The organism is Halomonas sp. DP1Y21-3 (assembly GCF_019801245.1).
GTDB classification, from domain to species: domain Bacteria; phylum Pseudomonadota; class Gammaproteobacteria; order Pseudomonadales; family Halomonadaceae; genus Halomonas; species Halomonas litopenaei.
Genome location: NZ_JAHVJM010000001.1, coordinates 1,158,256 through 1,184,233, shown reverse-complemented (window position 1 = coordinate 1,184,233; position 25,978 = coordinate 1,158,256). Strand labels below are relative to the sequence as shown.

Sequence of the window (25,978 nt, the reverse complement as noted above, 5' to 3'; positions counted from 1 at the left end):
AGGTCGGCTCAGTTCAGTTCATGGCGACGGACGACCCTGGCGTTGGGTGTCCAGGCCCGAAAAGAAGCTGTCGGTGAACACATCGATCGGGCGCGGGCTGCGTTCCAGCCTGGCGCGCATGATGGCGCCCTCCCAGCCGATCCAGAAGGCCTCGGCCAGCCGGTCAGGGTCCCTGTCGGAGGCGATATCGCCGTGGTGGCGGGCTTCTTCCAGGCAAGCGGCGAGACGTCGTTGCCAGTCGGCGAGCGTGGCGATCAGCCGCTCGCGGTAGTCCGGCGGCAAGCCAGCCGCCTCCTGACCGAGATTGCCCACCAGACAGCCACGGCGATAGTCGTGGCGTGCCATGCCGGCCTTGGCATCGTCGACAAAGGCCTGCACGCGCTCGAGTGGTGGCCGGGAATCGTCTTGCAGATGGCGGTCGAGCTTGTCGGCAAAATAGCGGGCGTAGCGCTCGAGCACCGCCTGGCCGAAGGCTTCCTTGCTGGCAAAGTAGTGATAGAAGGAACCCTTGGGCACCCCGGCACGCTTGAGCATGCCGTCGAGCCCCGCGCTCAGAAAGCCGTGTTCGGTCAGGGTCTCGAGGCCGCTGGCGATCAGCGCCGCTCTGGCGTCGCCCTGGGTGGCGCCGACGCTGTAGTCGGTCTTCGGCGGTCGCCCCCGGCGCCTGGCTATCGTCGGATTGGTCATGCAATGATTTTAGACCAGGTGTCTATAAAATCAATGATGGGGCTGACCACGAGGGGAAACGAGAAGACACGCGAGGGTGGCCACGGGGGGCGACAGCGTCACCTGACACGACACCAGCGGCCCGGTATCGGGCCGCTGGCGCTTGGAGCAGGTCATCGACGAGGGTCTATCAGACCTGGGGTGACAGGCACTCGACCGGCGAGCGAGACTCGCGCGACTTGCGCATCAGGCTGATGACGACAAAGATCGCCGAGTTGACCACCAACCCGCAGAAGCCCGGGTGCCAGCCGAAAGGCGCATCGATGCCGAATTGCAGCAGCAGGGTGATGACGGCGCCGACACTCAGCCCGATAAAGGCCGCGGTCTGGGACGCGCGACGCCAGAACAGGGCACCCAGCAGCATCGGCAGCAGTTGCACAATAATGCCGTAGGCTCCGAGCAGCAGGCTGACCAGCGAGCCGGGGTTGGCCAGTGCCAGCAGGTACGCCATCAGCGATATCGCGATGACCCCGTAGCGCGTCAGTGACAGCGCCTTGTGCTCGGGCAGGGCGCGCATCCTGGGCGTGAACTGGACCACGTCACGTACCAGGATGGTGGCCGAGGTGTGGGCCAGGTTGGCGGCGGTCGACATGGCCGCCGCCAAGGCGCCGGACAGTGCCAGTCCGATCACCCAGGCGGGCAGGTCGGCGAGTTCCACCACGATGGTCAGCAGCACCCGGTCAGGCGAATCCAGTGGCGTGTCGGCGAGCAGCACGATGCCGGCGAAGCCGATGATCAGCAGCGGTACCAGCAGGTAGCTGTAGAGCGGGTAGAGCACAAAGACACGCTTGAGCGTCCTGACGTCCTTGGCGCTGTAGAACTTCATGAAGATGTGAGGCCACATCACGCAGCCCAGCGCGCTGACCAGTACCGCAGTGGAGAAGGCGCCCCAGCCCATCCCGGTGGCGCCGGGCATGGTCAGATATTCCGGCGCCTGGTCCTTGATCTGCTGGAACATTTCACCGACGCCGCCAAAGAACTGCTCGGCCGTGGTCAGCCCCAGCGCCCAGGCGATGACGACCATCATCAGGCCCTGCATCAGGTTGGTCCAGCCGATGCCCTGAAGGCCGCTGGCGTAGACGTAGGCGGCCACCACGCCGCAGGCCAGTAGACTGCCCAGCCAGAACGGAATGGTGCCGGAGGTCGCCGCTTCGAACAGCATGCCGGCACCAGCGATCTGGATGGTCAGGTAGGGAATCATCGCCAGCACGCTGACGACACCGATGACCAGGCCCAGCACATTCTTTGGAGTGGGGTAGCAGGCCGACAGAAACTCGGCCTGGGTCAGAAAGCCGTGGCGGCGACCCAGCCACGAGATATGCGGCGCGATCAGCCACCACACGATTACCGCCAGCGTCAGGTAGGCGATGATATAGAACGCCGGGGCGCCCTTGCTGTAGGCCCAGCCAGGTGCACCGAGGAAGGCAAAGGCGGAGAAGATCTCGGCACCGAGGATGAAGAACAGCACCAGCAGGCCCATATGGCGACCGCCCGCCACGTAGCCTTCCAGCGAGGAGCCCTGGCCACGCCTTGCGCGCAGGCCCACCAGCAGCACGATGACCAGATAGCCCACCGTCATGGCGGTGATCAGCAGAGAATCACTCATGGTCTGCCTCCTCGCCGGTATCCTTGCGATAGGCGATCAACAGGCCCACGAACAGCGCGAAGACCCAGGCCACGTACCAGAACATGAAGAACGGCATGCCGAGCACCATCGGATCGATGCGATTGGCGATCAGCGCACCCGGCCACACCATGGCCAGGGTGCACAGCACGAAGTAGATCAGCAGGCCCTTGGAAGGCATGCCTTTTTGGTGGTTCATGGGAAGACCTCTTGTTGTTGAGTGTGGTCGTTGTCGGCATCGCCTCAGCGATGGTCGTTCAAGGCGCCAAGAGCGATGGCAACCAGCAGTCGGCTGCCCACGGGAATGATGGCGTCGTTGAAGTCGTAGCGAGCGTTATGAAGCGGCGGGGTGGTGTCCGATTCGGCGCTGCCGAGGAAGAAGTAGGCTCCCGGGCACTTTTCGAGCATAAAGGCGAAGTCTTCACCACCAAGGCTGGGATTCACGTCGCGCTCCAGTGCGGTCTCTCCCAGCAGTTCCTTCGCGGTGGCGATGACGTGGTCGGTCGCGGCCGGGTGATTGACCGTGGCCGGAAAGATGCGCTGGTGATCGACGTCTATCTCGCCGCCGTAGGTCGCCGCCACACCATCGCAGGTGCGCTGGATGGCCTCGGCGATGCGATCCTGGGTAGCGCTGTCGAGGGTTCGCACCGTGCCGCTCAGTCGGACCTCGTCGGGAATGATGGCGAAGCCGTCGAGTTCACCTCCCTTGATGCCGCACAAGCTCAGTGCCGCTGGAGACAGCGGGTCGGCATCGCGCGAGACCACGCTGTGCAGGGCCTGGATCAGAGCGCCGGCCATTCTGACCGGGTCGGTAGAAAGGTGTGGGTTCACCCCGCCGTGGCCGCCCTTGCCGCGGATGCAGATATCCAGGCGATCGGTGGCGGCCATGATCGGGCCCGGGCGAATCGCCACCTGCCCCAGGGGCAGAGCCGGCCAGTTGTGCAGGCCGTAGATCGCATCCATGGGGAAGCGCTCGAACAGCCCCTCCTCGACCATCGCTCGTCCACCGCCCAGGCCTTCTTCCGCCGGTTGGAACACCAGCTGGATGGTGCCGGAAAAATCGCGGTGGCGGGCGAGGTAGCGAGCGGCGCCGATCAGCATGGTGGTGTGGCCATCGTGGCCGCAGGCATGCATGACACCAGGCACTTCGGAGACATGGCCGTGGTCGCTTGCCTCCTGAATCGGCAGCGCGTCCATGTCGGCGCGCAGGCCAATACGGCGACCGTTGTCAGGGCCAAGCCCTCTGATGGTGGCCACGACACCGGTGCCGCCCAGGCCGTGGTCGAAGGGGATATCGAGCCGCTCGAGTTCATCGCAGACACGCGCGGAGGTGGCGTGTTCCTTGAAGCCGAGCTCCGGATGCCGATGAAAGTGCTGGCGCAGTTCGGTCAGACTGCTGTGCTGGTCGTCGAAGAAGGTGGGGTCGATAGGCTGGGTCATGAGATTCCGGACGCTTGTTGATTGTGTCCTTCATCATGGTTGGCGGTATGTCATAGATAAAATATTATTATTTTTATATTTCCATGCTTTTATTGTATGGATTTGCCGTATGAGCCGTCGACTTGGGTGAATCCTGGTACTGGCGTGGTGGCCCCACTCAACAAGGATCGAACATGGACTTCAAGCAGCTGCGCTACTTTCTGACGGTGGTCGAGGAGGGCGCGATTTCCAGCGCGGCAAGAAAGATCCCGTTGGCCCAGCCGGCCTTGACCCGCCAGCTCAGGCTGCTGGAGGAGTCGGTGGGAGCCACCCTGCTGGAGCGATCACGGCAGGGCGTAAGCTTGACCGCTGCGGGGGTTGCCTTTCACGGCGAAGCGCGACGACTGTTGCGAGAGTTCGAGACAGCCAAGCTCGATGCTCGTCGGATTGCCGATGGACAGCTCGGACAGCTGCGTCTGGGCGTCACCGTCATGCACCTGTGGGTGCCTCAGATCGTCAAGCTGCTCAACGGGTATCGCCAGCGTTACCCGGACGTCAGCCTCAAGGTACAGTCGCTGCTGTCCGCGCCCCAGGTGGAGGCGCTGCGCCATCATCAGCTGGACGCGGGGATGCTGTTCTTTCCCCCTGACGATGATGATCAGCTCGACAGCCACTGCCTCTATGAAGATCGTCTTGTGCTGGTAGCCAGCGAAGGATCACGCCTGGCGCAGCATCCCCCCTCTCGACTGGCGGACCTGGCCGGTGAAGACTTCATCTGGTTCGAGCGCAGCGCGACACCGGTCTATCACGACAAGCTGATCCATGCCTTTCAGCGACGTGGCTTCACCCCCCACGTGGTGCAGGAAGGCACCGACAACGCCACCATGCTGTGCCTGGTGGCGGCGGGCATGGGCTGCACGATATTGCCGGAAATGACCATGGCCGGGGCCCCGGAAGGCGTGGTCAGCTTTCCCCTGGAGGATCTGGATATAGTGCTGCCGCTGATGCTGGTCTGGCGCAGGGACGCCAGCCTGCCGGCGGTCCGGCGCTTGATCGAGGTGGCAGAGTCGCAGTCGCTGGCCTGAACGGCCGCGCCCTGTTATCTGCGCTTGGCCTGGTGCCGTGCAAAAGGCCACCCGAGGGGTGGCCTTTGCCATTGCTGCGAGGCTTGGTGTCAGGTGCTGCGCATTACAGCACCATGGCGGCGATCCAGGCGAACACCAGCATGCCGATGTTGCAGTGCAGGAAGGTCGGAATAACGCTGTCGCGAATGTGGTCGTGCTGGCCATCGGCGTTAAGCCCGGCGGTGGCGCCCAGGGTGATGGTCGAGGCCGGCGAGCCAGCGTCGCCCAGGGCCGCCGAGGCGCCCAGCAAGGCCATCGCCGCCAGCGGGTCGAAGCCCAGGGTCAGCGCCAGCGGCAGGTAGATGGGTGCCAGGATCGGCACACTGGCGAAGGAGTCGCCGAAGCCGATGGTGATGAACAGTCCCACCACCAGCATCACCGCTGCGCCCAGCGCCATGTTGCCGCCGATCAGTTCGGCCGACGCCGCTACCAGAGGCTCGATTTCGCCGGTGGCGGTCAGCACGCCGGCAAAGCCGGAGGCGACGGTGATGATGACCGCGATCTGCGCCATCATCCGCAGCCCGTCGGTGAAGACGTCATCCTGCTCCTGCCAGCGGAAGATACCGGAGACCCCCAGGATCAGAAAACCGACCATGGCTCCGAGCAACAGCGAGTCGAACTTGAGCTGAAAGACCAGGGCCACCGCCAGGGCTCCCAAGGTGATGACCAGCTGTAGCGGCTTCAGGCGAGCCGGCGAGGCGGGCCTGGCGGCGGCGGCGGTGCTTGGTGTGACGTAGTCGCGCGGGCGGCGATAGCTGATAAAAACGGCCACCAGCAGCCCCGCGACCAGGCCCAGCACCGGTAGTGCCATGGCCTTGGGGGCCATGTCGGCGGTGGCGGTCAGCCCGTAGTCCGCGCCGACGCTGTTGACGTTGGCCAGCAGGATCTCGTTGAGAAAGATGGCACCGAAGCCGGTGGGCAGCAGCAGGTAGCTGGCGCTGATCGAGCAGGCCAAGATGCAGGCCACGGCGCGGCGGTCGACTCGCAGGCGATCGAGCACCACAAGCAGCGGAGGCAGCAGGATCGGAATGAAGGCGATGTGCACCGGCACCAGATTCTGCGACATCAGTGAGGCGACGATGAACAGGCCGAACAGCGTCCACTTCACGCCCTTGCGGGTACTTTGCTCGTCGCTGCCGAGGCGCGCCGAGATAGCATCGGCCAGCAGTTCGAGCAGGCCCGAGCGTGACAGCGCCACGGCGAAGGCGCCGATCATCACGTAGGTCAGGCCGACCTGGGCGCCGACCAGCAGGTTGTCATTGAAGGCGCCGATGGCGTCGTTCATCGACAGCCCGGCGTGCAGCGCGCCTAGCATGGCGGCGCTGATCAGAGCGATGGCCACGGGGATCCGCAGCAGGCACAGCACGATCATGCTGAGGATCGTCAACACCGCCGCGTTGATGTGGTAGCCGACGGCCAGGGTCGAGGCGTAGATCAGGGCGCACAGAGCAATGGTCGGCAGTGCGCGGGTGCGGGCAAAACGGTTTGCCTTGGGAGAAGGGTCGGTAAGGGCGGTCTCTTGCATGGGGTCTCCGGCTCGTCATGAGCCACGTGTCCAGGGGGCGTGAGAGTGCCGGCGAGCGTGGCGTTACCGCGGAGGGCTGGTCCTCTTCTAGGGGAGGTTGAAGCCTGACGGCCGTTCGCTAGCGGGCGAATGATACCCCAAACCTGGGCCGTGGCCCGCACTGGCCTCGATAGTTGCCTCGATAGCGGTCTCGATGGTCGCCGCCATGGTGGCAAGGGGGGAAAGGAAGAAAGCAAAGACGCGGCTACGCTGCCTTCCATTAAAAACGCCGCCCCGGAAGGGGCGGCGTGAATCGCCAGGACGCGTCGGCGAAAAGCGGGGCGCTGAAACGCTGTCTCTCAAGCCATCGCTCAGGCGGGTACCGCCTGGGCGGCGCCAGAGGAAGTCGGTACTGCAGGCATGGACGTTGGCAGAGTCGCCATTAGCGCGCGCTCCAGGTCCATGGCCTTGCACTTGTAGGCGGTGCAGTTGGCGCAGTGAACGCTGTCGCCGTCGTCTTGACCAACAGGCAGCGTGAAGCGGGAGTGGCCACAGATGGTGCAGCTCAGGTCCAGGGCGACGGTGATCATGCGACTCGCTCTCCCTTGGTGTGCTGCTGCTCGATCAAGGCATCGTGCTCACGTCGCATGGCCATCATCAGGCTGCGAGACTTGTTGAGAAAGCGCAGGCGGTCGGGCGTCTGCTGTTCTTCCCAGGCGCCCAGGGTGGCATGAAACTCACCGCACTCGGTGCAGTTCAGCTCTTCCCAGTCATTGGGCTGAGCCGTTACAGGTCCCGGTGTGCTGGCCAGGTCGTGGCCACAGCGGGTACAGGAAATCGGGTAGTACACGGGTCGCCCTCCTTGGCGCATGACGTGCCGTCGTTCGTTCCGTTGTGGAAGCGAGGCTGCGTATGGCCCTCCTGGCCGAGCCTCAACGGTACGAAAGGTTCTCATCGCCAGGCTTGATATGCAAGTATTGTATAGGTTTTCTGTCGCCGGAAGCGTATCGACATTTCGCCGTCATTACCGTCTTTCCGAGCAGCGCCCATATCATGACGTCAAAAGATGACGCCTTGATGATCAGAGTGACGAAAGCTGTCGTAAAACTTTTTCTTGTACGTTACTTGTTCTTGATCTAATTTTTGTACATGAACTGCGTCGTCCTGGTTGAACAGCCCCGACAGAGAGGTTCCCGGAAGGCGCGCAGTGGCGACGCGACATCTCGGAGCAATCACCGCAAGGAGGCGAGAGCATGAAAAAAGCAATGTCTGCCGCAACGTCGTTCCTGCCGAGCTGCGTGCTCGGCGTAGCGCTGCTCGCTGGCGGGGTGGCCGAAGCGGATCAGCAGCAACAGCAGGATCCCTCACGCAATCTGCTCGAAGTCGCCCAGGCCGACGGACGTTTCTCGACATTGCTTGATGCTGTCGAGAAGGCTGGCCTCGACGAGCCGCTACAGGGAGATCAAACCTATACGCTCTTTGCTCCAACGAACGAAGCCTTCGGCACCCTGCAGCCAGGACAACTCGATGAGTGGATGAGCGACGACAAGGCCTCCCACCGACGTCTGGTCGAGGTCGTTTCCTACCACATGGTGGAAGGAGAAGTGTCACTGGAGGAGTCATCCGAGGTGACCACCCTGCAGGGAACCGACATGGCCATCGACGCCCAGGAAGGCTCGGCAAGCGTAGGCAATGCCGCCGTGGTGGAGTCCGACATCAAGGCCAGCAATGGGGTGATCCACGTGGTGGACAGCGTGCTGATCCCTGAATAACCGATGCTGAGTGACTGACGCCAGTGCAACATCTGCTGCACTGGTCGCCAGAGGCCGGGCACGAGTTCCCCCGGTCACTGTTTCGATAGACCCCTGTCCCGTTTGGCCGCCCGTCGAGGGCGGTTTTTTTGTGTCAGGGCTGTGGATATAGGAAGCAGCGCTCGGCATTGGCAGGCCGCTATTGGCTTAAGAGGACTGCTCGGGATCTCGCTGCCAGTAGCGGCGGGTCAGGCGCACCAGCAGTATCAGGGTGAGGGCTGCATACAATGCCGCCATTGCGTCGTCGGCGACGATGCCGAGTCCCCCGCCAATACCTTCGATCTCGCGTACCGGAGACAGCTTGGAGATATCGAACAGGCGAAACAGTAGATAGCCCAGCGGCAGGATGATGCGTCGTCGGTAGCGCGAGAAGGCCAGCACCGCGATGGGCAGGGCCACCCATTCGTCGAGCACGATCTGGGGCAGGTCGCCGCCGCCCAGCCACAGCGAAGCGAAGTGGCAGACGGGAACGGCCAGCACGAGGAGCGTCAGGGTAACGGCCAGGCGCGTGCCGAGCGGCAGCCGGAACAGCCACCAGGCGACCGGTAGTCCGATCAGGGAGCCGACCGTCCCCGGCGCCCAGGGGGAATAGCCCAGGCCGAAGCCGGTGGCAATCCAGATCAACAGGTCCTGCATGGAATCTCTCCTGAGAAGACGGTGGGCAGGGCAGGGCAAGGCCGGGCAGAGCCTGCGCAATATAAAGGACAGCGAATCAGCCGGCTATCGGCGCTGCCGGGTGATCGCCAGGGCTGGCGGAGGTCGGTCCGGTGGCCGCGACTTCCCCGGCGGGAACAACGTCCACTTCCACCTCGAGGCGCTGGCGCCCACCACCGGTCACCACGCCCTTGAGCGGCGCCACGTCCTCGTAGTCGCGGCCCCAGCCAAGCAACAGGTGTCGTTCGCCGGCGCGCACACCGTTGGTGGGGTCGAAGTCGAGCCAACCCCAGCCGGGTATCAGCACGGAGAACCAGGCGTGGGAGGCGTCGGCGCCCATCAGTCGAGGCTGTCCTGGAGGCGGTAGCGTCTCGAGGTAGCCGCTGACGTAGCGCGCGGCCAGACCCACCGAGCGCAGGGTGGCGATGGCCAGGTGGGCGAAGTCCTGACATACCCCACGGCGATGCTGGAGCACCTGGGACGGTGTCGTCTCCATGTCGCTGAACTCGCTGTCGTAGCGGAATTCCTCATAGATGCGACGGTTCAAGCGCTCCACGCAGTCCACCAGATCGCCACCAGCGGGAAAACAGTCTTCGGCCCAGGCGGCGAGCAGCGGGCGGCGCTCGATATAGGCGGAGTTTTCAAGAAACGGCTGTGCTTCGCGGAAACCTGGCTGGTGGCGGTCTGCCAACCGCTCTCGACACCGCTCCCAGCCCATGATGGCCTGCGGCGGTGTGGCGCGAGGCGAGGTCATGACCTGCGCCTCCAGCGTGACCTCGAGCTGGGTATGGGGGGTGTCGACCGCGAACAGCGCGATATGGTTGCCGAAGGCGTCCTGTCGGCTCTGGCGTAGCGACTCGCCCGGCGAGATCGACAAATGCGCCCAGGCAACCTGCTGGTAGGCCATCTCACGGGGCATCAGGCAGGCCTCGTTCTCGCTGAGTGTCACGATCTCGCTGTAGTGGTAGCGCGTGGTGTGGCGAAGTCGATAGATCATCTGCCGGATCCCGCCGTGACACCCCTGCCAAGGCTGGCCACACGGCACCGCCTGGCGCCGCTGTCTTGAGCAGGGCAGGACAGCGGTGCGCACGAGCCAGGGAGGGCGGAACGAGAAGAGGCAGGCATGGGAAGCGAGGAGGCTCCTGGGTGTAGGCGAATGTTGCAGAAGGTGACGATATCCCCCCCGAACCGTGGCGACAAGATGTACCCGACTCCTGCTGATTGCTCAAGCTCGAAAGGTGGGCGTCGTCAGCAACAGGGGGTTTCGACCGGCGTCGCAAGGGCTGATGATAGCTGCCGCTCACGCTCGTCAGGTGCCGCCCGGATTGCACCAGATCGGTGCTCGCTGCCCCTTCTTGCTGGCTCGTGGCGCACTTTCGGCAGGAGCAAGTGGTCGCTTTTTGTCCAAACTGCTCAATTGCGCCCGTCGGTCCGGCGAGAAGGCGCGGCGCTGTGTCCTATTCTCGGCGGCCTGGTACAGAGCTTGCTATACAGCAAGGAGGGACCCGGTACGGTCGAAGGCGGGGGTGCCATCGTCGTTGTCGGGTCGCCGGATGCCGAAAACAATCGAGGGTGTGCCGATGAGCCATGTGGATTGGCAGCAGTACGACTGCGCAGGGTTCTATGACGAACTGGTGGCGACGCCCGGGATGCCGCGGGAGGCGGCCAAGATGCTGTGTAACGTGCTCGCGGGCTTTGCTCCTGACGAGCTGGAAGAGCGCAAAAACGCAGCAGAGATCGCCATTCGCACCATGGGGATCACCTTCACGGTGTATTCCGAGGGCAGCATGATCGACCGCGCCTGGCCTTTCGACATCGTGCCTCGCATCATCCCCGCCGACGAGTGGCGACGCACCGAGGCAGGCCTCAAGCAGCGGGTCGAGGCGCTCAACCTGTTCATCGACGACCTGTACCACGACCAGAAGGTCGTCAAGGATGGCGTGCTGCCGGCGGCGGTGCTCGAGCAATCCGTCAACTTTCGCCCCCAGTGTGTAGGGATCGATCCGCCCCACGGGGTCTGGGCGCATATCTGCGGCTCCGATCTGGTGCGTGGTGGCGACGGCACCGTCTACGTGCTGGAGGACAACCTGCGGATACCGTCCGGGGTGTCCTACATGCTCGAGAATCGCAACGTGACCAAGCGCGTGCTGCCGGAGCTGTTCGCCTCGGGCAAGATTCATCCGGTCGACGACTATGTGCCCCAGCTTTACGACATGCTGGCGGGCATGTCGCCACGCCATTGGGACGATCCCCAGGTGGTGGTGCTGACCCCGGGTATCTACAACTCGGCCTACTACGAGCACGCCTACCTGGCCCAGCAGATGGGCGTGCAGCTGGTCGAGGGGCCGGATCTGCTGGTCGATGACGACGACGTGGTCTACATGCGCACCGTCCAGGGGCTGACCCGTGTGGACGTGATCTACCGCCGCGTCGACGACGCCTTCCTCGACCCGGAGGCGTTTCGCAAGGACTCGGTACTGGGCGTACCCGGATTGATGCGGGCCTGGCGCAGCGGCAAGGTGGCGCTGGCCAACGCCCCGGGGGCCGGTGTCGCCGATGACAAGGTGGTCTACGCCTTCGTGCCGAAACTGATCAAGTACTACCTGGATCAGGAGGCGCTGCTGCCCAATGTGCCGAGCTACCTGTGCATGCTCGAGGAAGACCGCCGCTATGTGCTGGAGCACCTGCATGAACTGGTGGTAAAGCCCGCCAACGAGTCCGGCGGCTACGGCATGTTGATGGGGCCTCAGGCCTCCCAGGCCGAGCGTGATGCCTTCGCCAGGCTGATCCAGGAGAACCCACGCAACTACATGGCTCAGCCCATGCTGAACCTGTCCACCACCCCCACGCTGTTCGATGGCCGGCCCGAGCCGCGCCACGTCGATTTACGCCCCTTCATCCTGTCGGGCCAGGACGGTGCCTACGTTACCACCGGTGGCTTGACCCGTGTGGCCCTGGTCAAGGGCTCGCTGGTGGTCAACTCGTCCCAAGGGGGCGGCAGCAAGGACACCTGGATCGTCGAGACGGGGGAGGACTGAGACCATGCTGATGCTTTCCAGAGTCGCCGAAAACCTGTACTGGATGGCCCGCTACATCGAGCGTGCCGAAGATACCGCCCGGCTGATCAACGTCTCCAGTCACCTGATGCTCGACATGCCCTACCGCCAACCGCTGGGATGGGCGGCGATGGTCGATATCACCGGGGGCGCCGAGGTGTTCGAGACCCTCTACGACGAGCCCAACGATCGCAACGTGGTGCAGTTCCTGTGTGCCGACCGACGCTACTCCGGCTCGATCCTGTCCGCCCTTGCCCAGGCCCGCGAGAATCTGCGCACCACGCGGGACGTGGTACCGCGGGAGGTATGGGAAGAAATCAACCAGCTCTACATGACCGCCAGTGCCCATGCCGATGCGGGCCTCGGCCCGGGACGCCGAGAGCGCTTTCTGAAGCTGGTGATTCGTGGCTGTCAGACGTTGATCGGGTTGATCGAGGGCACCCTCAGCTACGGTGGATCACGGACCTTCATGATGCTCGGGCGCCAGCTCGAACGGGCCGACATGATCACCCGCATCATCGATGTGCGCTCGGCCAACCTGCTGCAGCGTGATAGCGACGAGATTCGTCCGTTCGAGCACCTGCAGTGGATGAGCGTGCTCAAGTCGTTGACGGCCTACCAGATGTATCGACAGCACGTGCGCTGCCGGGTCAGGGCCACCGACGTGCTGCGTTTCCTGGTGCAGGACTCCCTGTTCCCGCGTTCGGTGTCGCGCAGTCTCAAGGACAGTATTCGCGCGCTGCGCTCGCTGCCACGACATGAGCGCGCCCTGGCCACGGCGACGCTGGTGCTGGCCGATGTGGCCGAGGCCGACGTCCGTGCCCTGGTGCGCTCCCCCGAGGCCCTGCACGACTTTATCGACGTGCTGCAACAGGGCTTTGCCGAGCTGCATACGGCGATCGCCCGCACCTACTTCCCGACCCTCGATGACCTGGGCGATGGCGAGCTACTGGCGGCCAGCGACCAGGCGTGAAGCCAGGCGGGCCAGGTATCCCATGGCCCGCCTGCCCTGAGCCACTGCTGAATCTAGCCAAGGTGGATCTTGCCAGGCCGGATCTAGCCAAGCCGGACCTTGCCAAGCATTGCGGCCCCTCCTGGAAAGGGAGGGGCGCATGGTGGTGCTAGGTGGGCACCGGGCGGTTCACTGCTGTCGTCGCGCTGCCAGCACCATGTCGTGGATATAGCAAAGCTTGCAGGCGATGGTCGGGGTGATCACCTCGGGCACCAGGTCGAGCAGCCCCATCTCGCGATTCATCTCGTTGAAGCCGAGACTCAGGCGGCGAAAGGTGGTCAACATCGCTTCGAGGTCCTCGTCGAAGCCGGTGGGGGTGATGCCGAAGTGTCCGGCGGTATCGAGGATGGCGACCATGTCCAGGTAGAAGCCGAAGGTTTCGGCGAAGTCCTCCCAGGGGTGCATGGTGGCGTAGGCCGACACGAAGCGGCCGCGCCAGTCATTCGGTGGTCCCTGCTGATAGTGGCGATCGAGGGCTTCGCTGTAGCTGGGGTTGTTGTGGTCACCGAATACCTCGATGTAGGCAGGCTCGTCCCGATTCTTGATCAACAACTCCCAGTAATAGTGTCCGATCTCGTGGCGGAAGTGGCCGATCAGGGTGCGGTGGGCCTCATTGAAGTCGTTACGCAGGCGCTCGCGCTCGACGTCGTCGGCTTCCTTGACGTTGATGGTGATGAGTCCGCCGGCGTGACCGGTGAACACCGGCATGCCCTCGTCGCTGGAGTGCCAGTCGCCTTCCGCCGCCACTTCGTCGGCGAGGAAGGCGAAGGCCAGCGGCGGGTTGGCGCGGCGGCCATCTACCTCGTGGGGCAGCCCCAGCAGGTCGAGGGTGTAGAAAAGCCGGCGCTTGGCACTCTCGAGCTTGGCCCAGCGTTCACGATGACCGGGCACCGACAGGTCGGGGATGGCCTGGTTGTGGCGACAGCAGTCACACAGCGTCATGCCACGGTCGGCCTCCTCGCTGGTGATCATGCGGTTGCAGACCCCTTCCACGGAATAGTTGTGGCACTTGACCAGTAGCGTAGCGCAGGTGTCGTCGACGCAACGGTAGCGACCATCGGGCTGGAGATCGACCGTCACCAGGGCATGGCAACCCGGGCACCAGCCAAGTTCGGAGTGGCATACCAGGCAGAGGGTATTGTCGAAGAACAGGCGGTTGTCACAGCGTTGGCAGGGGTAGTGGCGCATTCGCATGCCCTCGGGCGTGGCCAGTCAGGTGTCGTCGCCAGTATAGCCAGGCTACCGGGCGGGCGGCGGGTCGGTCTCGTCTGGAGTGTGCTGAGGCGATTCGGTGGCGTGGGCCGTGGGCGCTGGCGCCGGCGACTGCGCCAGCGCCTGGGCGAGAAATTCCCGCTGGTCGTCGGCGAAGGCCGCCCGCCAGTCACCCTCGTAGATCTCGAAGTGGCCGGTGTCGTAGGTCTTGAGAGTGGCCCGTGATCCCAGTGCTTCGGCCAGCCGGTAGCCGGGGGCGATCGGCGCGACGCTGTCACGCAGGCAAAGTTGCAGCAGCACCGGACAGTGAACCTGGCGGGCCCGGGTGACCGGACGGTAGAGCCCAAGCCCCAGCAGGGCGCGTGGTGCAATGCGATTGTCGAAGTCGTCATCGACAAACGACAGGATCCCCGTCAGGGCGTCCGGGGCGGAGAGCGCGGCCAGGGTCCCCGGCTCGCCGGCCAGTGGCAGGTACCAAGGAGCCCGGCCGAGGCAGCCCCTGGCAAGGTCGGCGAGCCCCACCCCGGTCATGCGCAGGAAAGTGCCAAGCCCTGCGTCCTTGAGCTTGAGCAGCGACGAGGCCCGGCCGTCGAGCATCGGGTTCATGGCGATGACCGCGGCGACATCGTCGCGACGAGCCGCCAGAGTGATGACATGGGCCGACGAGAATGACGTACCCCAAAGCACCAGCGGGAGGGCCGGTGCCCGGCTCCGGGCATAGTCGATGGCGGCCGTGTAGTCCTGTTGCTGGCGCTTGATGCCGAGCAGCTGGCGAGGCTCGCCGTCGGAGCGGCCGAAGTGACGATAGTCGAAGACCAGCACGCTGTGGCCGGCGTGATGCAGGGCCTGGGCGTAGCCGACAAGGCCGCCTGCCACCGTGCCACCAAGACCGTGGGCCATGACCACCACCGCACCATCGTCGACACCTTCAAACCACCAGCCGCGACAGCGAGTATCGCCACTGTCGAAGGTTACCGCTTCGGCGCAGGACAGCTCGCGGGTGTCGGCACTGTCGAGGGGCAACGGTGTGGCGCTGTTGTCGGGACTGGCGTCATCACTTGCGCTCATCGGCTGGCCTCCTTCAGCTCGCCATCCAGGCCGTCATCCCGCCCGTCATCGATGACGGCCAAGGTCATGTAGACGCTGTTGGGATCCTCGACATAGCCGGCGAAGGGCGCACAGGGGGTAAAGCCGTGACGCGTGTAGAACTGGCGAGCCGGAGCGAAGCCCGGCTGTGAGCCGGTCTCCAGGCTCAGCCGGCGATAGCCACGCAGTCTGGCCTCCTCGATCACCTTGTCGAGCATCAAGGAGGCCAGACCCCGGCGAAGGTGGCTTGGTGCCGTCCGCATGGACTTGATCTCGCCATGGTCGTGGCTGACTTCCTTCAGGGCGACGCAGCCGACCAGATCGTCATCCTCCCACAGCCCCCACAGGGTCACCTCCGGCGCCTTCAGTTCATCCAGGGTCAGGGCATGGCGGCTTTCCGGCGGCGAGGTGGGCGCCAGTTTCTTCAGCCCGCGGCGGTGGGCGCGGATCATCGCCGCCATGGCGGGGGCGGCGGGGTCCTCTTGCTGGAAACGCAACATGGCTACCTCGATGCAGTGGTGCCTTCAGGGTACCTCAGGTGGAACGGTTTTCGGACATCGAGTATGCGGTGGCACGTCGTCTCGCACAGGAGATCGATGAAGGTGTCTCGCCTGGAGGCTCCTGCGACGCTGTGAGCGTGGTGACGTCTCGGTGACGTCGTGACCAAGGGCGGCATTTATGAATTAAGGGTGGCTTAAGTATCGCCGGGCAAGGTGACGGTATTCCCCAGTCCGAGGCGAATCCCATGCACGCTATAACCCTGTCGGTAGTTATCCCCGCCCATAACGAAGCCGCCAACCTGCCCACGCTGCTCGATGAAGTCGAACGGGCGCTGTCGCACCAGGCCTACGAGGTCATCGTGGTAGACGATGGCTCTGACGATGATACCTGGCCGCTGCTGGTGACGCGGGCGCACCGTCAGGACTCGCTGAGGCCACTTCGCCATTGCGATAGCGCGGGTCAGAGCACCGCCCTATGGCAGGCAGCGAGGCATGCCCGAGGCGAGTGGCTGGCGACCCTGGACGGCGATGGCCAGAATGACCCCGCCGATATTCCTGCGTTGCTGGAAGCCGCAAAGGCGGCGCGGGTGGACCTGGTGGGCGGCCATCGCGTCACGCGCCAGGACTCCGCGCTCAAGCGGCTGTCTTCTAGGGTGGCCAACGCGGTTCGAGCACGACTGCTCGGCGATGGCTCGCCGGATAGCGGCTGTGGTCTCAAGGTGATCCGCCGGCAGGCGTTTCTTTCGCTACCGTACTTCGATCATATGCATCGCTTTCTGCCCGCCCTGGTCACTGCCCAGGGCGGGCGTTGTCTGTCCCGCCCCGTCAATCACCGCCCCCGGGGGGCGGGGCGTTCCCACTATGGTCTCGGCAACCGCCTGTGGGTCGGCATCATCGATCTGGTCGGAGTGCGCTGGCTGCAACATCGCTGCCGGCTACCGGTGGACTGTCGTGGTGTCGATGATGCGCTCGACCCGCCTCGGGTCGGGACGACGCTGTGGCATGGGGAGCTGGCCTTTGCGACGGACACCACCGTCAGCAAAACTGGTCGGCAGCAGCCGATGCCTGACGGTCTCGATGTTGTCCTGCCCCGTGTCGTCTTTGGCAGTACGGCCTCAAGCAGCAGCGTTACCCTGAACCAGGCCGCCGCAGGGCCGTCGCAATGACGCTGTCCTGGTGGTTGGCGGTGGGTTTTCTCGGCCAGGCGCTGTTCTCGGCGCGCTTTGTCGTGCAGTGGATCGCCAGTGAGAGGGCGAAACGCAGCGTGGTGCCGGTGGCCTTCTGGTTTCTCAGCCTGGCCGGGGGGGTGACCCTGCTGGTCTACGCCATACATCGCCGAGACCCGGTGTTTATTCTTGGGCAGGGGGCCGGGCTCTTTATCTATCTGCGCAATGTGATGTTGCTGCGCAACAATACCATCGGCAGATCCTCGCAGCGGCCGGGCGAACCGGCGCCGTCTTCCATCGAATCGACGTCGTTGCGTGCCGGAGGATAGCGTCATGCCCCCCTTGAGAATGCCTCTTCGCCTGTCCTGGGCCGGTTGGCTGGCCTTCTGCGCCTTCGCCGTCCTGCTGCTGGCACTCGGTCTCGGCTGGCGCGACCCTTGGCCCGCCGATGAGCCCCGTTTCGCCTTGAATGCCATCGAGATGCTGGTGACCGGAGATTTCTGGATCCCCCATCGCGGCGGTGAACTCTACGCTGACAAGCCGCCGATCTTCATGTGGGCAAGCGCCCTGGGCATCTGGCTGACCGGCTCGATGCGAATCGGCTTTCTGCTGCCGTCGCTGCTGGCCGGGCTCGGCACCCTGGCGCTGATCGTGGATCTGAGTCGGCGTTTATACGGCCCGCGCATTGGTCTGCTGGCGGGCATTGCCACCCTGGCGACCCTGCAGTTTGTGTTGCAGGCCAAGACCGCCCAGATCGACATGCTGTTGACCTTCTTTACCACCCTGGGCGCCTACGGACTGTTACGCCATGCCCTGCTGGGGCCCTCTCGCTGGTGGTGGCGGGCGGGCTTTGCGGCCATGGGGGCCGGCATCCTGACCAAGGGGGTGGGCTTTCTGCCGCTGGCGCTGCTGCCCGCCTGGTGGTGGTTGGGGCGCGGCGGTGTCAGCGGTAACAGGGGGGCTGGCCGGCTGACGTCGCTCCGCCTTCGCGACCTTCTCGAGGGACTGGGGTGCCTGCTCGCGGTGGTGCTGGCCTGGGGGTTGCCGATGATCCTGATCACCAGCCTGAGCGACGACCCGAGCCTGGCGGCCTATCGTGACAATATTCTGTTCAAGCAGACCGGTGAGCGCTACGCCGACGCCTGGGCTCACCTGCGCCCCTGGTACTACTACATCGCCCAGGTGCTGCCCTGGGCCTGGATGCCGCTGGTGCTGACCTTCCCCTGGGCCTTTCCCAACTGGTGGCGACGCATTCGCCGCGGTGATGCGCGTACGCTGCTGCCTGTAAGCGCCGTGGTGTTGATCGTGGTCTTCTTCTCGCTGTCACCGGGTAAACGCGGCGTCTATATGCTGCCGACCCTGCCGCTGATGGTGCTGGCGCTGGCGCCACTGCTGCCGGCGCTTGCCAGGCGGATCGGCCTCAATCGCGCGGGCTTTGGAGCCGTCATCCTGCTTGGCGGGCTGCTGGGATTGGCGGGCCTTCTAGGGCTCTGCGATGTCGCGCCGTTGGAGCGTCTGGCCCATCGCTACGGGATCACTCCCTGGTGGGAGTGGCTGGCGCTGGGGGGCCTGGCTCTGTGCCTGGCGCTTGTGTTGAGGCCGCGCCGAGGCCTGGTCGCCGTGACCCTGTTCCTGTGGTGCCTGTGGGGGTGGTGGAGTACCCAAGGCTACGTCTGGATGGACCCGGAGCGCTCGCCCCGGGACATGATGGCCAGGGTGGCGGAGCTGGTGGGGCCGGCCGGTGAGATCGCGCTGTTGAACTTCGATGAGGAGATCCTGCTGCATTCGCGCACGCCAAGCGTTCACTTCGGCGACATGACGCCCATCGAGCAAGAGCTTCCTGCCGCCATGGCCTGGCTCGCCGAGGCACCATCGCGGCGCTGGATGCTGGTGGTGGACAAGGATCTGGAAGACATCGACTGCGGCGAGCTTGGCCAAGGGTCCGACCTCGGCCATCAGAATCGCCACGACTGGCTGCTGCTGCCGGGTAGCGCCTTCGCCGGTTGCCCCCAGGATCGCGACGCTGCACCGCTCTACCTGGCACCAACATCGCTGCCAGGCTCCGGCGCCTGGCGCTACTTCACCGAGACACAGCCTGTCCCCGGCGAGGTAGCAGGAGTGACGCATCGCTGAAAGTTGGACGCAAGTTGTGCAAGGGTTGAATTCAAGAGGCGGCTTTTGTAGCTTGGGCTCGGGGAGATAGCCTTCTCCTTCAGGGCGGCGCTATACCTTGAATTCAGCCTTGAATGCAGCCTCGAGTTCAGCCTTAGATGCACCCTGTGATGTGGCCTTGAATGCTGCCCCTGATGCAGTCGGTGATATGGCCTTTGACGGTCGGTGACGCCTGTGTGGCGCAGCATTTCTGGGCCGTCGCTGGTGTACAGGTAAGTCGCTGGTGTACAGGTAAGTAGCGCCGCGGGTACGAGTTCGAATCTGAAAGCTGATCAATACCAAGGGAGGGTGATCGGATGGAAGTGCAGACATCGTCCAATCCGCAAACCAAGCATCGCAGCAACCTGGACCCACAAGACCAGCAGCGTTTCGACTGGCAACGTTTCGCCGGGCTCGACAGCGGCCAGGCTCGCGCCACCCGCTACCCGACGCGATTGCCCGAACCGATGGACAGCCTGTGGGTCGACCGCCAGGGCCCGGTGGTCAAGGGCAGCGCCGACCAGGGGCCGCTGAGCCAGCAGCAACTCGACGAGTTCGAGCAGAAGGGCTTTCTGTTTGAGCCCGGCTTCCTCGGTGGCGAAGAGCTCGCACGCCTTCGCGAAGAACTCAAGGCATTGCTCGACAACGACGCCTATCGGGGCAAGGACTACAGCATCGTCGAGCCGAGCGGCAAGGAGATCCGCTCGCTGTTCGCCGTGCACTATCTGTCCCGGGTGTTCGCCCACCTGGCCAATGATGAACGTCTGGTCGGCCGCGCTCGCCAGATTCTCGGCGGCGAGAGCTACGTCCACCAGTCGCGCATCAACTACAAGCCAGGCTTCGAGGGCAAGGGCTTCAACTGGCACTCGGACTTCGAGACCTGGCACGCCGAGGACGGCATGCCCGATATGCACGCGGTGAGTGCCTCCATCGTGCTGACCGACAACCACGAGTTCAACGGTCCGCTGATGCTGATTCCCGGCTCCCATCGTGTGTTCGTGCCGTGCATCGGCGAGACGCCGGACAACAACCACGAGAAGTCGCTGCAGAAGCAGGAGATCGGGGTGCCGAGTCAGGAGGCCCTGCGCCAGCTGATCGATCGCAACGGTATCGAGGCGCCCAAGGGCAGCGCTGGTGGGCTGTTGCTGTTCGACTGCAACACGTTGCATGGCTCCAACGCCAACATGTCGCCGGATCCGCGCAGCAATGCCTTCTTTGTCTACAACCGCGTCGACAACCGCTGCGTCGAGCCGTTTGCGGCCAACCGCCGTCGCCCGGATTTCCTGGCCCACGAGCCTGGCAGCGATTTCAATCCCTGAAGCGACGGTCGCCACCGCTCGCGATGAGCGCGATGGCTGGGATAGACTCGAAAGGCGCGCCCTGGGCGCGCCTTTTTTGCATGCCACGCGACCCCGTTCGCTGGGCCGTGTCGTTTCCTATCCTTTTCATGCCTTCAGGAGCCTGCCATGTCTCTCGTCCCGAGCTTTGTCGACGGTGACGCCTTCTCCCAGCCACTTGGCAAGGTGGTCTGTGTTGGACGCAACTACGCCGAGCACGCCAAGGAGCTCGACAACCCGGTACCCGACGCACCCTTGCTGTTCATCAAGCCGGCAACCAGTGTGGTGCCCCTGGAAGAGCCGATCGGCGGTCCCTTCGAGCGCTCCGACGTACACTTCGAGACCGAGCTTGCGCTGTTGATCGGCGAGACCTTGCGTGAGGCCACGCCAGAGCAGGCCGAGGCGGCAGTGGTCGGGGTCGGGCTTGCGCTGGACCTGACGTTGCGTGATGTCCAGTCGGCACTGAAGAAGAAGGGCCATCCGTGGGAGATCGCCAAGGCCTTCGACGGCGCCTGCCCGCTGTCGCGTTTCGTGCCCATCGAGGCGCCGCTCGACTGGTCGGCCATCGAGTTCAGCCTCGACATGAACGGTGAACGTCGCCAGCACGGCGTGGCCCGAGACATGCTGTTCGCGATCCCGGCGCTGCTGTCCGAGATGAGCCAGCACTTCACCCTGGCCCCGGGTGACGTGGTGCTGACCGGCACCCCGGCCGGTGTCGGCAAGCTGGAGAAGGGCGCGACCCTGGCTTTCGAACTGACACTGCCCAGCGGCCAGCGCCACGCCCTCGAGACCCGCGTGCTCGGTTAACGCCTGGCTAACCCGCAGTCCCGACGCCTTCGGCGTCAGTCCAGCGGCGGCAGCAGCACGAAGTTGCCCACGTGCTGCTTCTCGAGAAAGGCCTGCTGGGCCTCGACGATCTGCGCAAGCGGGAAGGTCCTGGCCAGCAGGGGACGAATCTCGCCGCGCTCGATGTAGCCGATCAGGTCCGGAAATATCGGCTCGTCCCAGGCGGTGGAGCCGATCAGGCGCACGTCCTTGAGGTACAGCTTGCGCATGTCGAGCTCCACCACCGGCCCTGCGATGGCACCGGAGGAGACGTAGCGGCCGCCGCGGTCGAGCACCTCCAGCACCCCGCCAAAGCCCTTGCCCGCAACGTTATCCACCGCGACGTCGATGCTCGATTCGCCGAGGCTTGCCAGCAGGTCATCGTCGCGGTCGAGCAGGCGGTCGGCGCCAAGGGCGCGGATCGCCTCGTGCTTGGCGCTGCCCGCCACCGCCGTGACGTGGGCGCCCCGGCGCTTGGCCAACTGCACCACCGCCGAGCCGACACCTCCCGAGGCACCGGTGACCAGCACCCGGTCGCCGGCGCTGACACCAGCGCGGTGCAGCATGTTCTCTGCGGTGCCGTAGGCGCAGGGGATGGTGGCGAGTTCCTCGTCGCTCCAGTCGCAGTCCACCGGGAACACTTCGCTGGCGGGCACCTTGACGAACTGGGCGAAGGCTCCGTCGAAGTCAGAGGCCATCCACACCGAGTCCCAGTGATCGAAGCCCCTGGTGCGCATGCAGGCGCGTACCAGTACCCGCTTGCCCAGCAGGTCCGCCGTGACCGAGGCGTTGGCACCTTCCTCTTTCGGCGCGCCCAGGGCCACTACCTCGCCACAGCAGTCGGTGCCCTGAATCAATGGAAAGGGAGTGGCGCCATTCCAGCCGCCATCCTCGGAGTCGGCGGCGTTCTCGGCGCTGTCATCGAAGGCGTCCGCCGATGCCCGGGTGTCGCTCTTGACGCTGGCGGAGTACCAGCCGAGCCGGGTATTGATCTCGGTGTTGTTGACGCCGGCAGCGAGCACCCGCAGCAGCACCTCTCCGGGGCCCGGCGTCGGGGTCGGGACTTGTTGATAGCTGAGCTTGTCGTAGCCACCGTTGCCGGTGGTGACCACCGCCATCATGGTGGGGGGAATGCTGCGCTGTGAGTCTCGGGGCTGTGAGTCTCGGCGATGGGGGGCCGGGGATGCGATGGCGCTGTCCTCCTGTGGTCAAGATGTCTCTGGCTTCATGCATATCTCGCCACGAGCGTGGGCCAGGCGCAAGAGCTCAAGTCCCCAATAGCAGGCGCCCGGCGATACCTGTAGGCATCGCCGGGCGAAGGCTCACACGGAGTGAGGCGTGCGGATCGGCTCACTCCAGGTAGGTGTAGCCGTCGAGCCCTTCTGACAGATCATCGAGGAAGTGACGCTGTTCGCGTGGGTCGAGGTTGCTGCGGGTGAGCTGGACCCGGAGCCGTTCGCGCAGCACGTCGGCGTTGAAGTTGACGTAGCCCAGTACATCAGAGACCCGGTCGCCCCACTGCAGGTTGGTCAGGCGCCACCTACCGTCGCGATCCAGCGAGGCATCGACGGCGTCGGTGTCGCCGAACAGGTTGTGCAGGTCACCGAGGATCTCCTGGTAGGCGCCGACCATGAAGAAGCCGAGCAGGCGCTCGTCGTCTTCGCGCCACTCCGGCAGCGGCAGGGTGGTTTCGACCCCCTGGCCGTCGACGTAGCTGTCGATGCGCCCATCGCTGTCGCAGGTGATGTCCTGAATCACTCCACGGCGGCTTGGGCGACGGTCGAGCCCGGACAGCGGCAGCACCGGGAAGATCTGCTTGATGCCCCAGACGTCGGGCATCGACTGAAACAGCGAGAAGTTGACGAACAGCTTGTCGGCGAGTTTCTCGGCCAGCTCGTCGAGGATCTCGCGGTGGGCGCGGTTGCGTGGGTCGAGCTGTGACCTCAGGGCGGCGCAGGCGGCGAAGTAGACGCTCTCGCCCTCGGCGCGGGCGGCCAGATCGGCGGCTCCCAGCACGAAGCGGTCGTGCAGGTCGCCCATGTCCTGGATCAGGTCGTGCCAGGCCTCCACCAGCCCACGCGGTTCAGGCTCGCGCTTGAGGAAGTCCAGGGTGCGCCACAACGCCTCGACCTCGGGGTCGTCGCTCTTGCGTTCGGTCGGCGGCGCGGTGTCCACGCTTTCCTCGCCGATCACGTTGGTGATCAGCACCGCGTGGTGGGCGGTCAGGGCACGGCCGGATTCACTGATCAGATGCGGCTGCGGCAGACCTTCGGCGGCACACACCTGATTGAAGGCGTAGACCACGTTGCGGGCGTACTCGAGCATCGAGTAGTTGATCGAGCAGAAGTTGCGCGAGTGGGTGCCCTCGTAGTCGACGCCAAGACCACCGCCCACGTCCACGGTGTCCACCGGCGCGCCCAGTTGGCGCAGGTACTGGTAGAAGCGCGCGCACTCGCGCAGGCCACGCTGGATATCACCGATGTTGGCAATCTGGGAGCCCAGGTGGAAGTGCACCAGCTGCAGGCTGTCGAGTCGCCCGGCTTCGGTCAGGCGCTCGACCACGGTCAGGATCTGGCCGGCGGTCAGGCCGAACTTGGACTTCTCTCCGCCGGTGTCCTGCCACTTGCCGCGGCCCACCGAGGACAGTCGGGCACGCAGACCGATGCGCGGGGTCACCCCCAGGCGTTCGGCCTCCTCGAGGATCATCGGCAGCTCGGAGAGCTTCTCCACCACCAGATAGACCCGATGGCCGAGCTTCTCGCCCATCAGCGCCAGGCGAATGTACTCGCGATCCTTGTAGCCGTTGCACACGATCAGCGAGGGGCCATCGCCGGACAGCGCCAGCACCGCCAGCAGTTCCGGCTTGCTGCCGGCCTCCAGGCCAACCCGGTCGCGCCCGCGCTCGTTGGTGGCGAGGATCTCTTCCACCACTCGACGCTGCTGGTTGACCTTGATCGGGTACACCGCGGTGTAGCCGCTCTCGAAGTTTTCCTCGCCCATGGCCTGGTCGAAGGCCGCGCACAGCTGCTCGACCCGGTCGTGCAGGATATCGGTGAAGCGGATCAGCACCGGCAGGCGCAGGCCGGCCTGGCGGATCTGGTCGACCAGGCCACGCAGCGGCAGGCTGGGGCCGGGTTCGACCTCGCCTAGCGGGCGGACCAGTGCTTGTCCGTCCTCGTCCACGTCAAAGTAGCCGCTACCCCACTGGTCGATGTTCCAGGTGCGGCGGGCGCGTTGCACGGCGGAGTCGGCGTCGGGCTTGTGGCTCACGGGCGGGCCTCGATATCTGGCAAGGGCAGGGCTCCATGTTCCAGGCGCGCAAGCAGGATGCGCCGGAACTGTTCGGGGTCGTGGGGGGTCAGGTCGTGGGCCGGCGGGTCAACGTAGACCACCAGCAGGCGAGATAGCCAGTAGCGCAGGGCGGTCAGGCGCAGCATCAGCGGCCATAGTTCGCGCTCGGTAGCGGTCAGCGGGCGTTCGGCCAGGTAGGCCTCGAGCAGAGCGTCGTGGCGCTCGGCTACCAGGCGACCGTCGGCGTCGGTGGCCCAGTCATTGATGACGATGGCCAGGTCGAACAGCAGGTCGCCGGTGCAGCCGTTGTAGAAGTCGATGATGCCACCCAGGCGCTCGCCGTCGAACAGCGTGTTGTCGCGAAACAGGTCGCCGTGCAGGGCGCCCTGGGGCAGCGGCTCGGCGCTTTCCAGCGCGGCCTGATAGGCGTCGACCTCGTCCTGCATCAGCGCCTGGTCCTCGGGCGAGAGGTAGACCAGCACCTTGTGGTGCATGGCCGACAGCCAGTGAATATCGCGAGGATTGGGACGGTGTCCACCGAAGTGGCGGGAGACACGATGCATCTCGCCGAGCGCCTGCCCCAGCGCCCGGCACTGGGTCACGTCGGGCGCGCTGGGGTGGGCACCCGGCAGGCGCGGAAACAGCAGCGCCGGCCGACCCGCCAGCTCGTGCAGGGCGATACCGTCACGGTCGTGAATCGGCCCGGCCACCGGGATTCGGTGCTCGTCGAGGAAGTCGAGCAGCTCGACGAAGAACGGCAGCTCTTCGTGCTCTCCCTGCTCGAACAGCGTCAGCACCAGTTCGCGACGGTCGGTGGTGACAAAGAAGGTGCTGTTCTCGGTGCCCGCGGGCACGCCCTGCAGCTTCGTCAGTTCGCCGACGTCAAAACGGCTGAGAAAGCCTGCGACCTGTGCGTCGTCAAGCGGAGTGAATACGGCCATGAATCGTCTCGCCCGGGGTTGCCAAGGCGCCTATTGTAGCGACTTGGCACCGAGTTGCACGTGATCTACGGGAGTGGTCTCAGCGGGCTTTCGCGCCGCTTGCCAGACGGGCATCAACAGCTAGGTGACGCAGCGGCGGGCGCGCCGCCCAGGCAGCGGCCTTGGGTCAGCGGACCCAGCCGGGGATATCGACGTTGTCGCCGCCCTGGCGCTCGAAGTTGCCGTCGCCGTTACGGTCGACCAGGAAGTAGGCGCTGCCATCCTTGGGCTCGACCTTGATGGCGTACAGCTTGCCGTTGACGCGGTACTCGCGCAGCGTCTGGTTGGCTTCCTGGCGGACGCTGATGTCGGGTTGCGCCTGGGCGAGCACCGGCGCGGCGGCGGCCAGCAGGGCCAGCGACAGCAGGAGGGCGCTCGCAATGCGGGTGATCGTCATGGTGGGTCTCCAGGATGGGAGAATGAGCGGTTGGCAAAGCAAAGGGAACACTGTTCGATCAGACCATGATACGTCGGCACAGGTTCCCCTCGCAAAGTAAAGG

25 protein-coding genes are annotated in these 25,978 nt (G+C 64.9%); 9 read left to right on the top strand and 16 right to left on the bottom strand.

Features of this window, described 5'->3' with window-relative positions; all coding sequences use genetic code 11:
* Positions 1-18 precede the first annotated feature (18 nt).
* The 4 genes from KUV74_RS05180 to KUV74_RS05165 form a co-directional block, all read right to left on the bottom strand.
* A complete protein-coding gene (locus KUV74_RS05180) occupies positions 19-687 on the bottom strand; it encodes a TetR/AcrR family transcriptional regulator (RefSeq protein ID WP_045992610.1) in 669 nt (222 codons plus the stop codon).
* Between the two features lie 169 nt (positions 688-856).
* Positions 857-2,332, bottom strand: a complete 1,476-nt coding sequence (locus KUV74_RS05175; protein WP_222515764.1) for a sodium:solute symporter — start codon at positions 2,330-2,332, stop codon at positions 857-859.
* Positions 2,325-2,549: a DUF3311 domain-containing protein gene (locus KUV74_RS05170; RefSeq protein WP_045992612.1), complete on the bottom strand. Its 225-nt coding sequence runs from the start codon at positions 2,547-2,549 to the stop codon at positions 2,325-2,327. The genes KUV74_RS05175 and KUV74_RS05170 overlap by 8 nt, the downstream gene beginning before the upstream one ends.
* Positions 2,550-2,593: 44 nt before the next feature.
* A complete protein-coding gene (locus KUV74_RS05165; RefSeq protein ID WP_045992613.1) occupies positions 2,594-3,790 on the bottom strand; it encodes a M20 aminoacylase family protein in 1,197 nt (398 codons plus the stop codon).
* A gap of 173 nt (positions 3,791-3,963) precedes the next feature.
* On the opposite strand from KUV74_RS05165, the gene KUV74_RS05160 reads away from it, so the two are divergent.
* Positions 3,964-4,854, top strand: coding sequence for a LysR family transcriptional regulator (locus tag KUV74_RS05160; RefSeq protein WP_045992614.1), 891 nt, complete (start codon positions 3,964-3,966; stop codon positions 4,852-4,854).
* A 103-nt stretch (positions 4,855-4,957) separates the two neighbouring features.
* Here KUV74_RS05160 and KUV74_RS05155 read toward each other — a convergent pair whose 3' ends face one another.
* From KUV74_RS05155 to KUV74_RS05145, 3 genes are all read right to left on the bottom strand, one after another.
* Positions 4,958-6,295 (bottom strand): Na+/H+ antiporter family protein, encoded by a 1,338-nt coding sequence (locus KUV74_RS05155; protein WP_222515827.1) that lies wholly within the window; start codon positions 6,293-6,295, stop codon positions 4,958-4,960.
* A gap of 473 nt (positions 6,296-6,768) precedes the next feature.
* Entirely contained in the window at positions 6,769-6,987 is a 219-nt protein-coding gene (locus KUV74_RS05150; protein WP_108448410.1) for a hypothetical protein, read from the bottom strand.
* The gene (locus KUV74_RS05145; RefSeq protein ID WP_045992616.1) at positions 6,984-7,247 is read right to left on the bottom strand and encodes a hypothetical protein; all 264 of its coding nucleotides are present in this window, start codon (positions 7,245-7,247) and stop codon (positions 6,984-6,986) included. The genes KUV74_RS05150 and KUV74_RS05145 overlap by 4 nt, the downstream gene beginning before the upstream one ends.
* 403 nt (positions 7,248-7,650) lie before the next feature.
* On the opposite strand from KUV74_RS05145, the gene KUV74_RS05140 reads away from it, so the two are divergent.
* Positions 7,651-8,169, top strand: coding sequence for a fasciclin domain-containing protein (locus KUV74_RS05140; RefSeq protein ID WP_108448412.1), 519 nt, complete (start codon positions 7,651-7,653; stop codon positions 8,167-8,169).
* A gap of 186 nt (positions 8,170-8,355) precedes the next feature.
* Here the strand turns inward: KUV74_RS05140 and KUV74_RS05135 are convergent, their stop codons facing one another.
* On the bottom strand, positions 8,356-8,844 hold the full coding sequence (locus KUV74_RS05135; RefSeq protein WP_045992618.1) for a phosphatidylglycerophosphatase A: 489 nt from the start codon (positions 8,842-8,844) through the stop codon (positions 8,356-8,358).
* A gap of 76 nt (positions 8,845-8,920) precedes the next feature.
* On the bottom strand, positions 8,921-9,859 hold the full coding sequence (locus KUV74_RS05130) for a transglutaminase family protein (RefSeq protein ID WP_222515763.1): 939 nt from the start codon (positions 9,857-9,859) through the stop codon (positions 8,921-8,923).
* A 583-nt stretch (positions 9,860-10,442) separates the two neighbouring features.
* On the opposite strand from KUV74_RS05130, the gene KUV74_RS05125 reads away from it, so the two are divergent.
* Together KUV74_RS05125 and KUV74_RS05120 are read left to right on the top strand one after the other, a co-directional pair.
* Positions 10,443-11,900, top strand: a complete 1,458-nt coding sequence (locus tag KUV74_RS05125) for a circularly permuted type 2 ATP-grasp protein (protein ID WP_222515762.1) — start codon at positions 10,443-10,445, stop codon at positions 11,898-11,900.
* A gap of 4 nt (positions 11,901-11,904) precedes the next feature.
* Positions 11,905-12,891: an alpha-E domain-containing protein gene (locus KUV74_RS05120; protein ID WP_231498416.1), complete on the top strand. Its 987-nt coding sequence runs from the start codon at positions 11,905-11,907 to the stop codon at positions 12,889-12,891.
* A 168-nt stretch (positions 12,892-13,059) separates the two neighbouring features.
* On the opposite strand, the gene KUV74_RS05115 is transcribed toward KUV74_RS05120, so the two are convergent.
* The 3 genes from KUV74_RS05115 to KUV74_RS05105 are packed head-to-tail and all read right to left on the bottom strand — an operon-like array spanning position 13,060 to position 15,728.
* Positions 13,060-14,118, bottom strand: coding sequence for a putative zinc-binding metallopeptidase (locus KUV74_RS05115; protein WP_124805011.1), 1,059 nt, complete (start codon positions 14,116-14,118; stop codon positions 13,060-13,062).
* A 51-nt stretch (positions 14,119-14,169) separates the two neighbouring features.
* Entirely contained in the window at positions 14,170-15,210 is a 1,041-nt protein-coding gene (locus KUV74_RS05110) for an alpha/beta hydrolase (RefSeq protein ID WP_124805010.1), read from the bottom strand.
* Positions 15,207-15,728, bottom strand: coding sequence for a GNAT family N-acetyltransferase (locus KUV74_RS05105; protein ID WP_108131119.1), 522 nt, complete (start codon positions 15,726-15,728; stop codon positions 15,207-15,209). Before KUV74_RS05105 ends, KUV74_RS05110 begins: the two co-directional genes overlap by 4 nt.
* Before the next feature lie 245 nt (positions 15,729-15,973).
* Here KUV74_RS05105 and KUV74_RS05100 point away from each other — a divergent pair, with 245 nt between their 5' ends.
* The 5 genes from KUV74_RS05100 to KUV74_RS05080 all read left to right on the top strand — a co-directional run bounded on the left by KUV74_RS05100 (position 15,974) and on the right by KUV74_RS05080 (position 21,189).
* Positions 15,974-16,894 (top strand): glycosyltransferase family 2 protein, encoded by a 921-nt coding sequence (locus tag KUV74_RS05100; RefSeq protein WP_124805009.1) that lies wholly within the window; start codon positions 15,974-15,976, stop codon positions 16,892-16,894.
* Positions 16,891-17,223 carry a lipid-A-disaccharide synthase N-terminal domain-containing protein gene (locus tag KUV74_RS05095; protein ID WP_045992623.1) on the top strand — a complete coding sequence of 111 codons (333 nt, stop codon included), beginning with the start codon at positions 16,891-16,893 and terminating at the stop codon, positions 17,221-17,223. Before KUV74_RS05100 ends, KUV74_RS05095 begins: the two co-directional genes overlap by 4 nt.
* Before the next feature lie 4 nt (positions 17,224-17,227).
* Complete coding sequence (locus KUV74_RS05090) at positions 17,228-19,027, top strand: ArnT family glycosyltransferase (RefSeq protein WP_222515761.1); 1,800 nt, start codon at positions 17,228-17,230, stop codon at positions 19,025-19,027.
* Between the two features lie 335 nt (positions 19,028-19,362).
* Positions 19,363-20,364, top strand: a complete 1,002-nt coding sequence (thpD, locus tag KUV74_RS05085; RefSeq protein WP_083970389.1) for an ectoine hydroxylase — start codon at positions 19,363-19,365, stop codon at positions 20,362-20,364.
* Positions 20,365-20,511: 147 nt separating this feature from the next.
* Positions 20,512-21,189, top strand: a complete 678-nt coding sequence (locus tag KUV74_RS05080) for a fumarylacetoacetate hydrolase family protein (RefSeq protein WP_108131123.1) — start codon at positions 20,512-20,514, stop codon at positions 21,187-21,189.
* Positions 21,190-21,224: 35 nt separating this feature from the next.
* On the opposite strand, the gene KUV74_RS05075 is transcribed toward KUV74_RS05080, so the two are convergent.
* From KUV74_RS05075 to KUV74_RS05060, 4 genes are all read right to left on the bottom strand, one after another.
* The gene (locus tag KUV74_RS05075; protein WP_222515760.1) at positions 21,225-22,328 is read right to left on the bottom strand and encodes an alcohol dehydrogenase family protein; all 1,104 of its coding nucleotides are present in this window, start codon (positions 22,326-22,328) and stop codon (positions 21,225-21,227) included.
* Positions 22,329-22,557: 229 nt separating this feature from the next.
* Entirely contained in the window at positions 22,558-24,477 is a 1,920-nt protein-coding gene (speA, locus tag KUV74_RS05070) for a biosynthetic arginine decarboxylase (protein ID WP_222515759.1), read from the bottom strand.
* Positions 24,474-25,439, bottom strand: a complete 966-nt coding sequence (locus KUV74_RS05065) for a homoserine kinase (protein WP_045992627.1) — start codon at positions 25,437-25,439, stop codon at positions 24,474-24,476. Before KUV74_RS05065 ends, speA begins: the two co-directional genes overlap by 4 nt.
* Positions 25,440-25,605: 166 nt before the next feature.
* Positions 25,606-25,875 carry a DUF2782 domain-containing protein gene (locus KUV74_RS05060; protein ID WP_222515758.1) on the bottom strand — a complete coding sequence of 90 codons (270 nt, stop codon included), beginning with the start codon at positions 25,873-25,875 and terminating at the stop codon, positions 25,606-25,608.
* Positions 25,876-25,978: the final 103 nt, after the last annotated feature.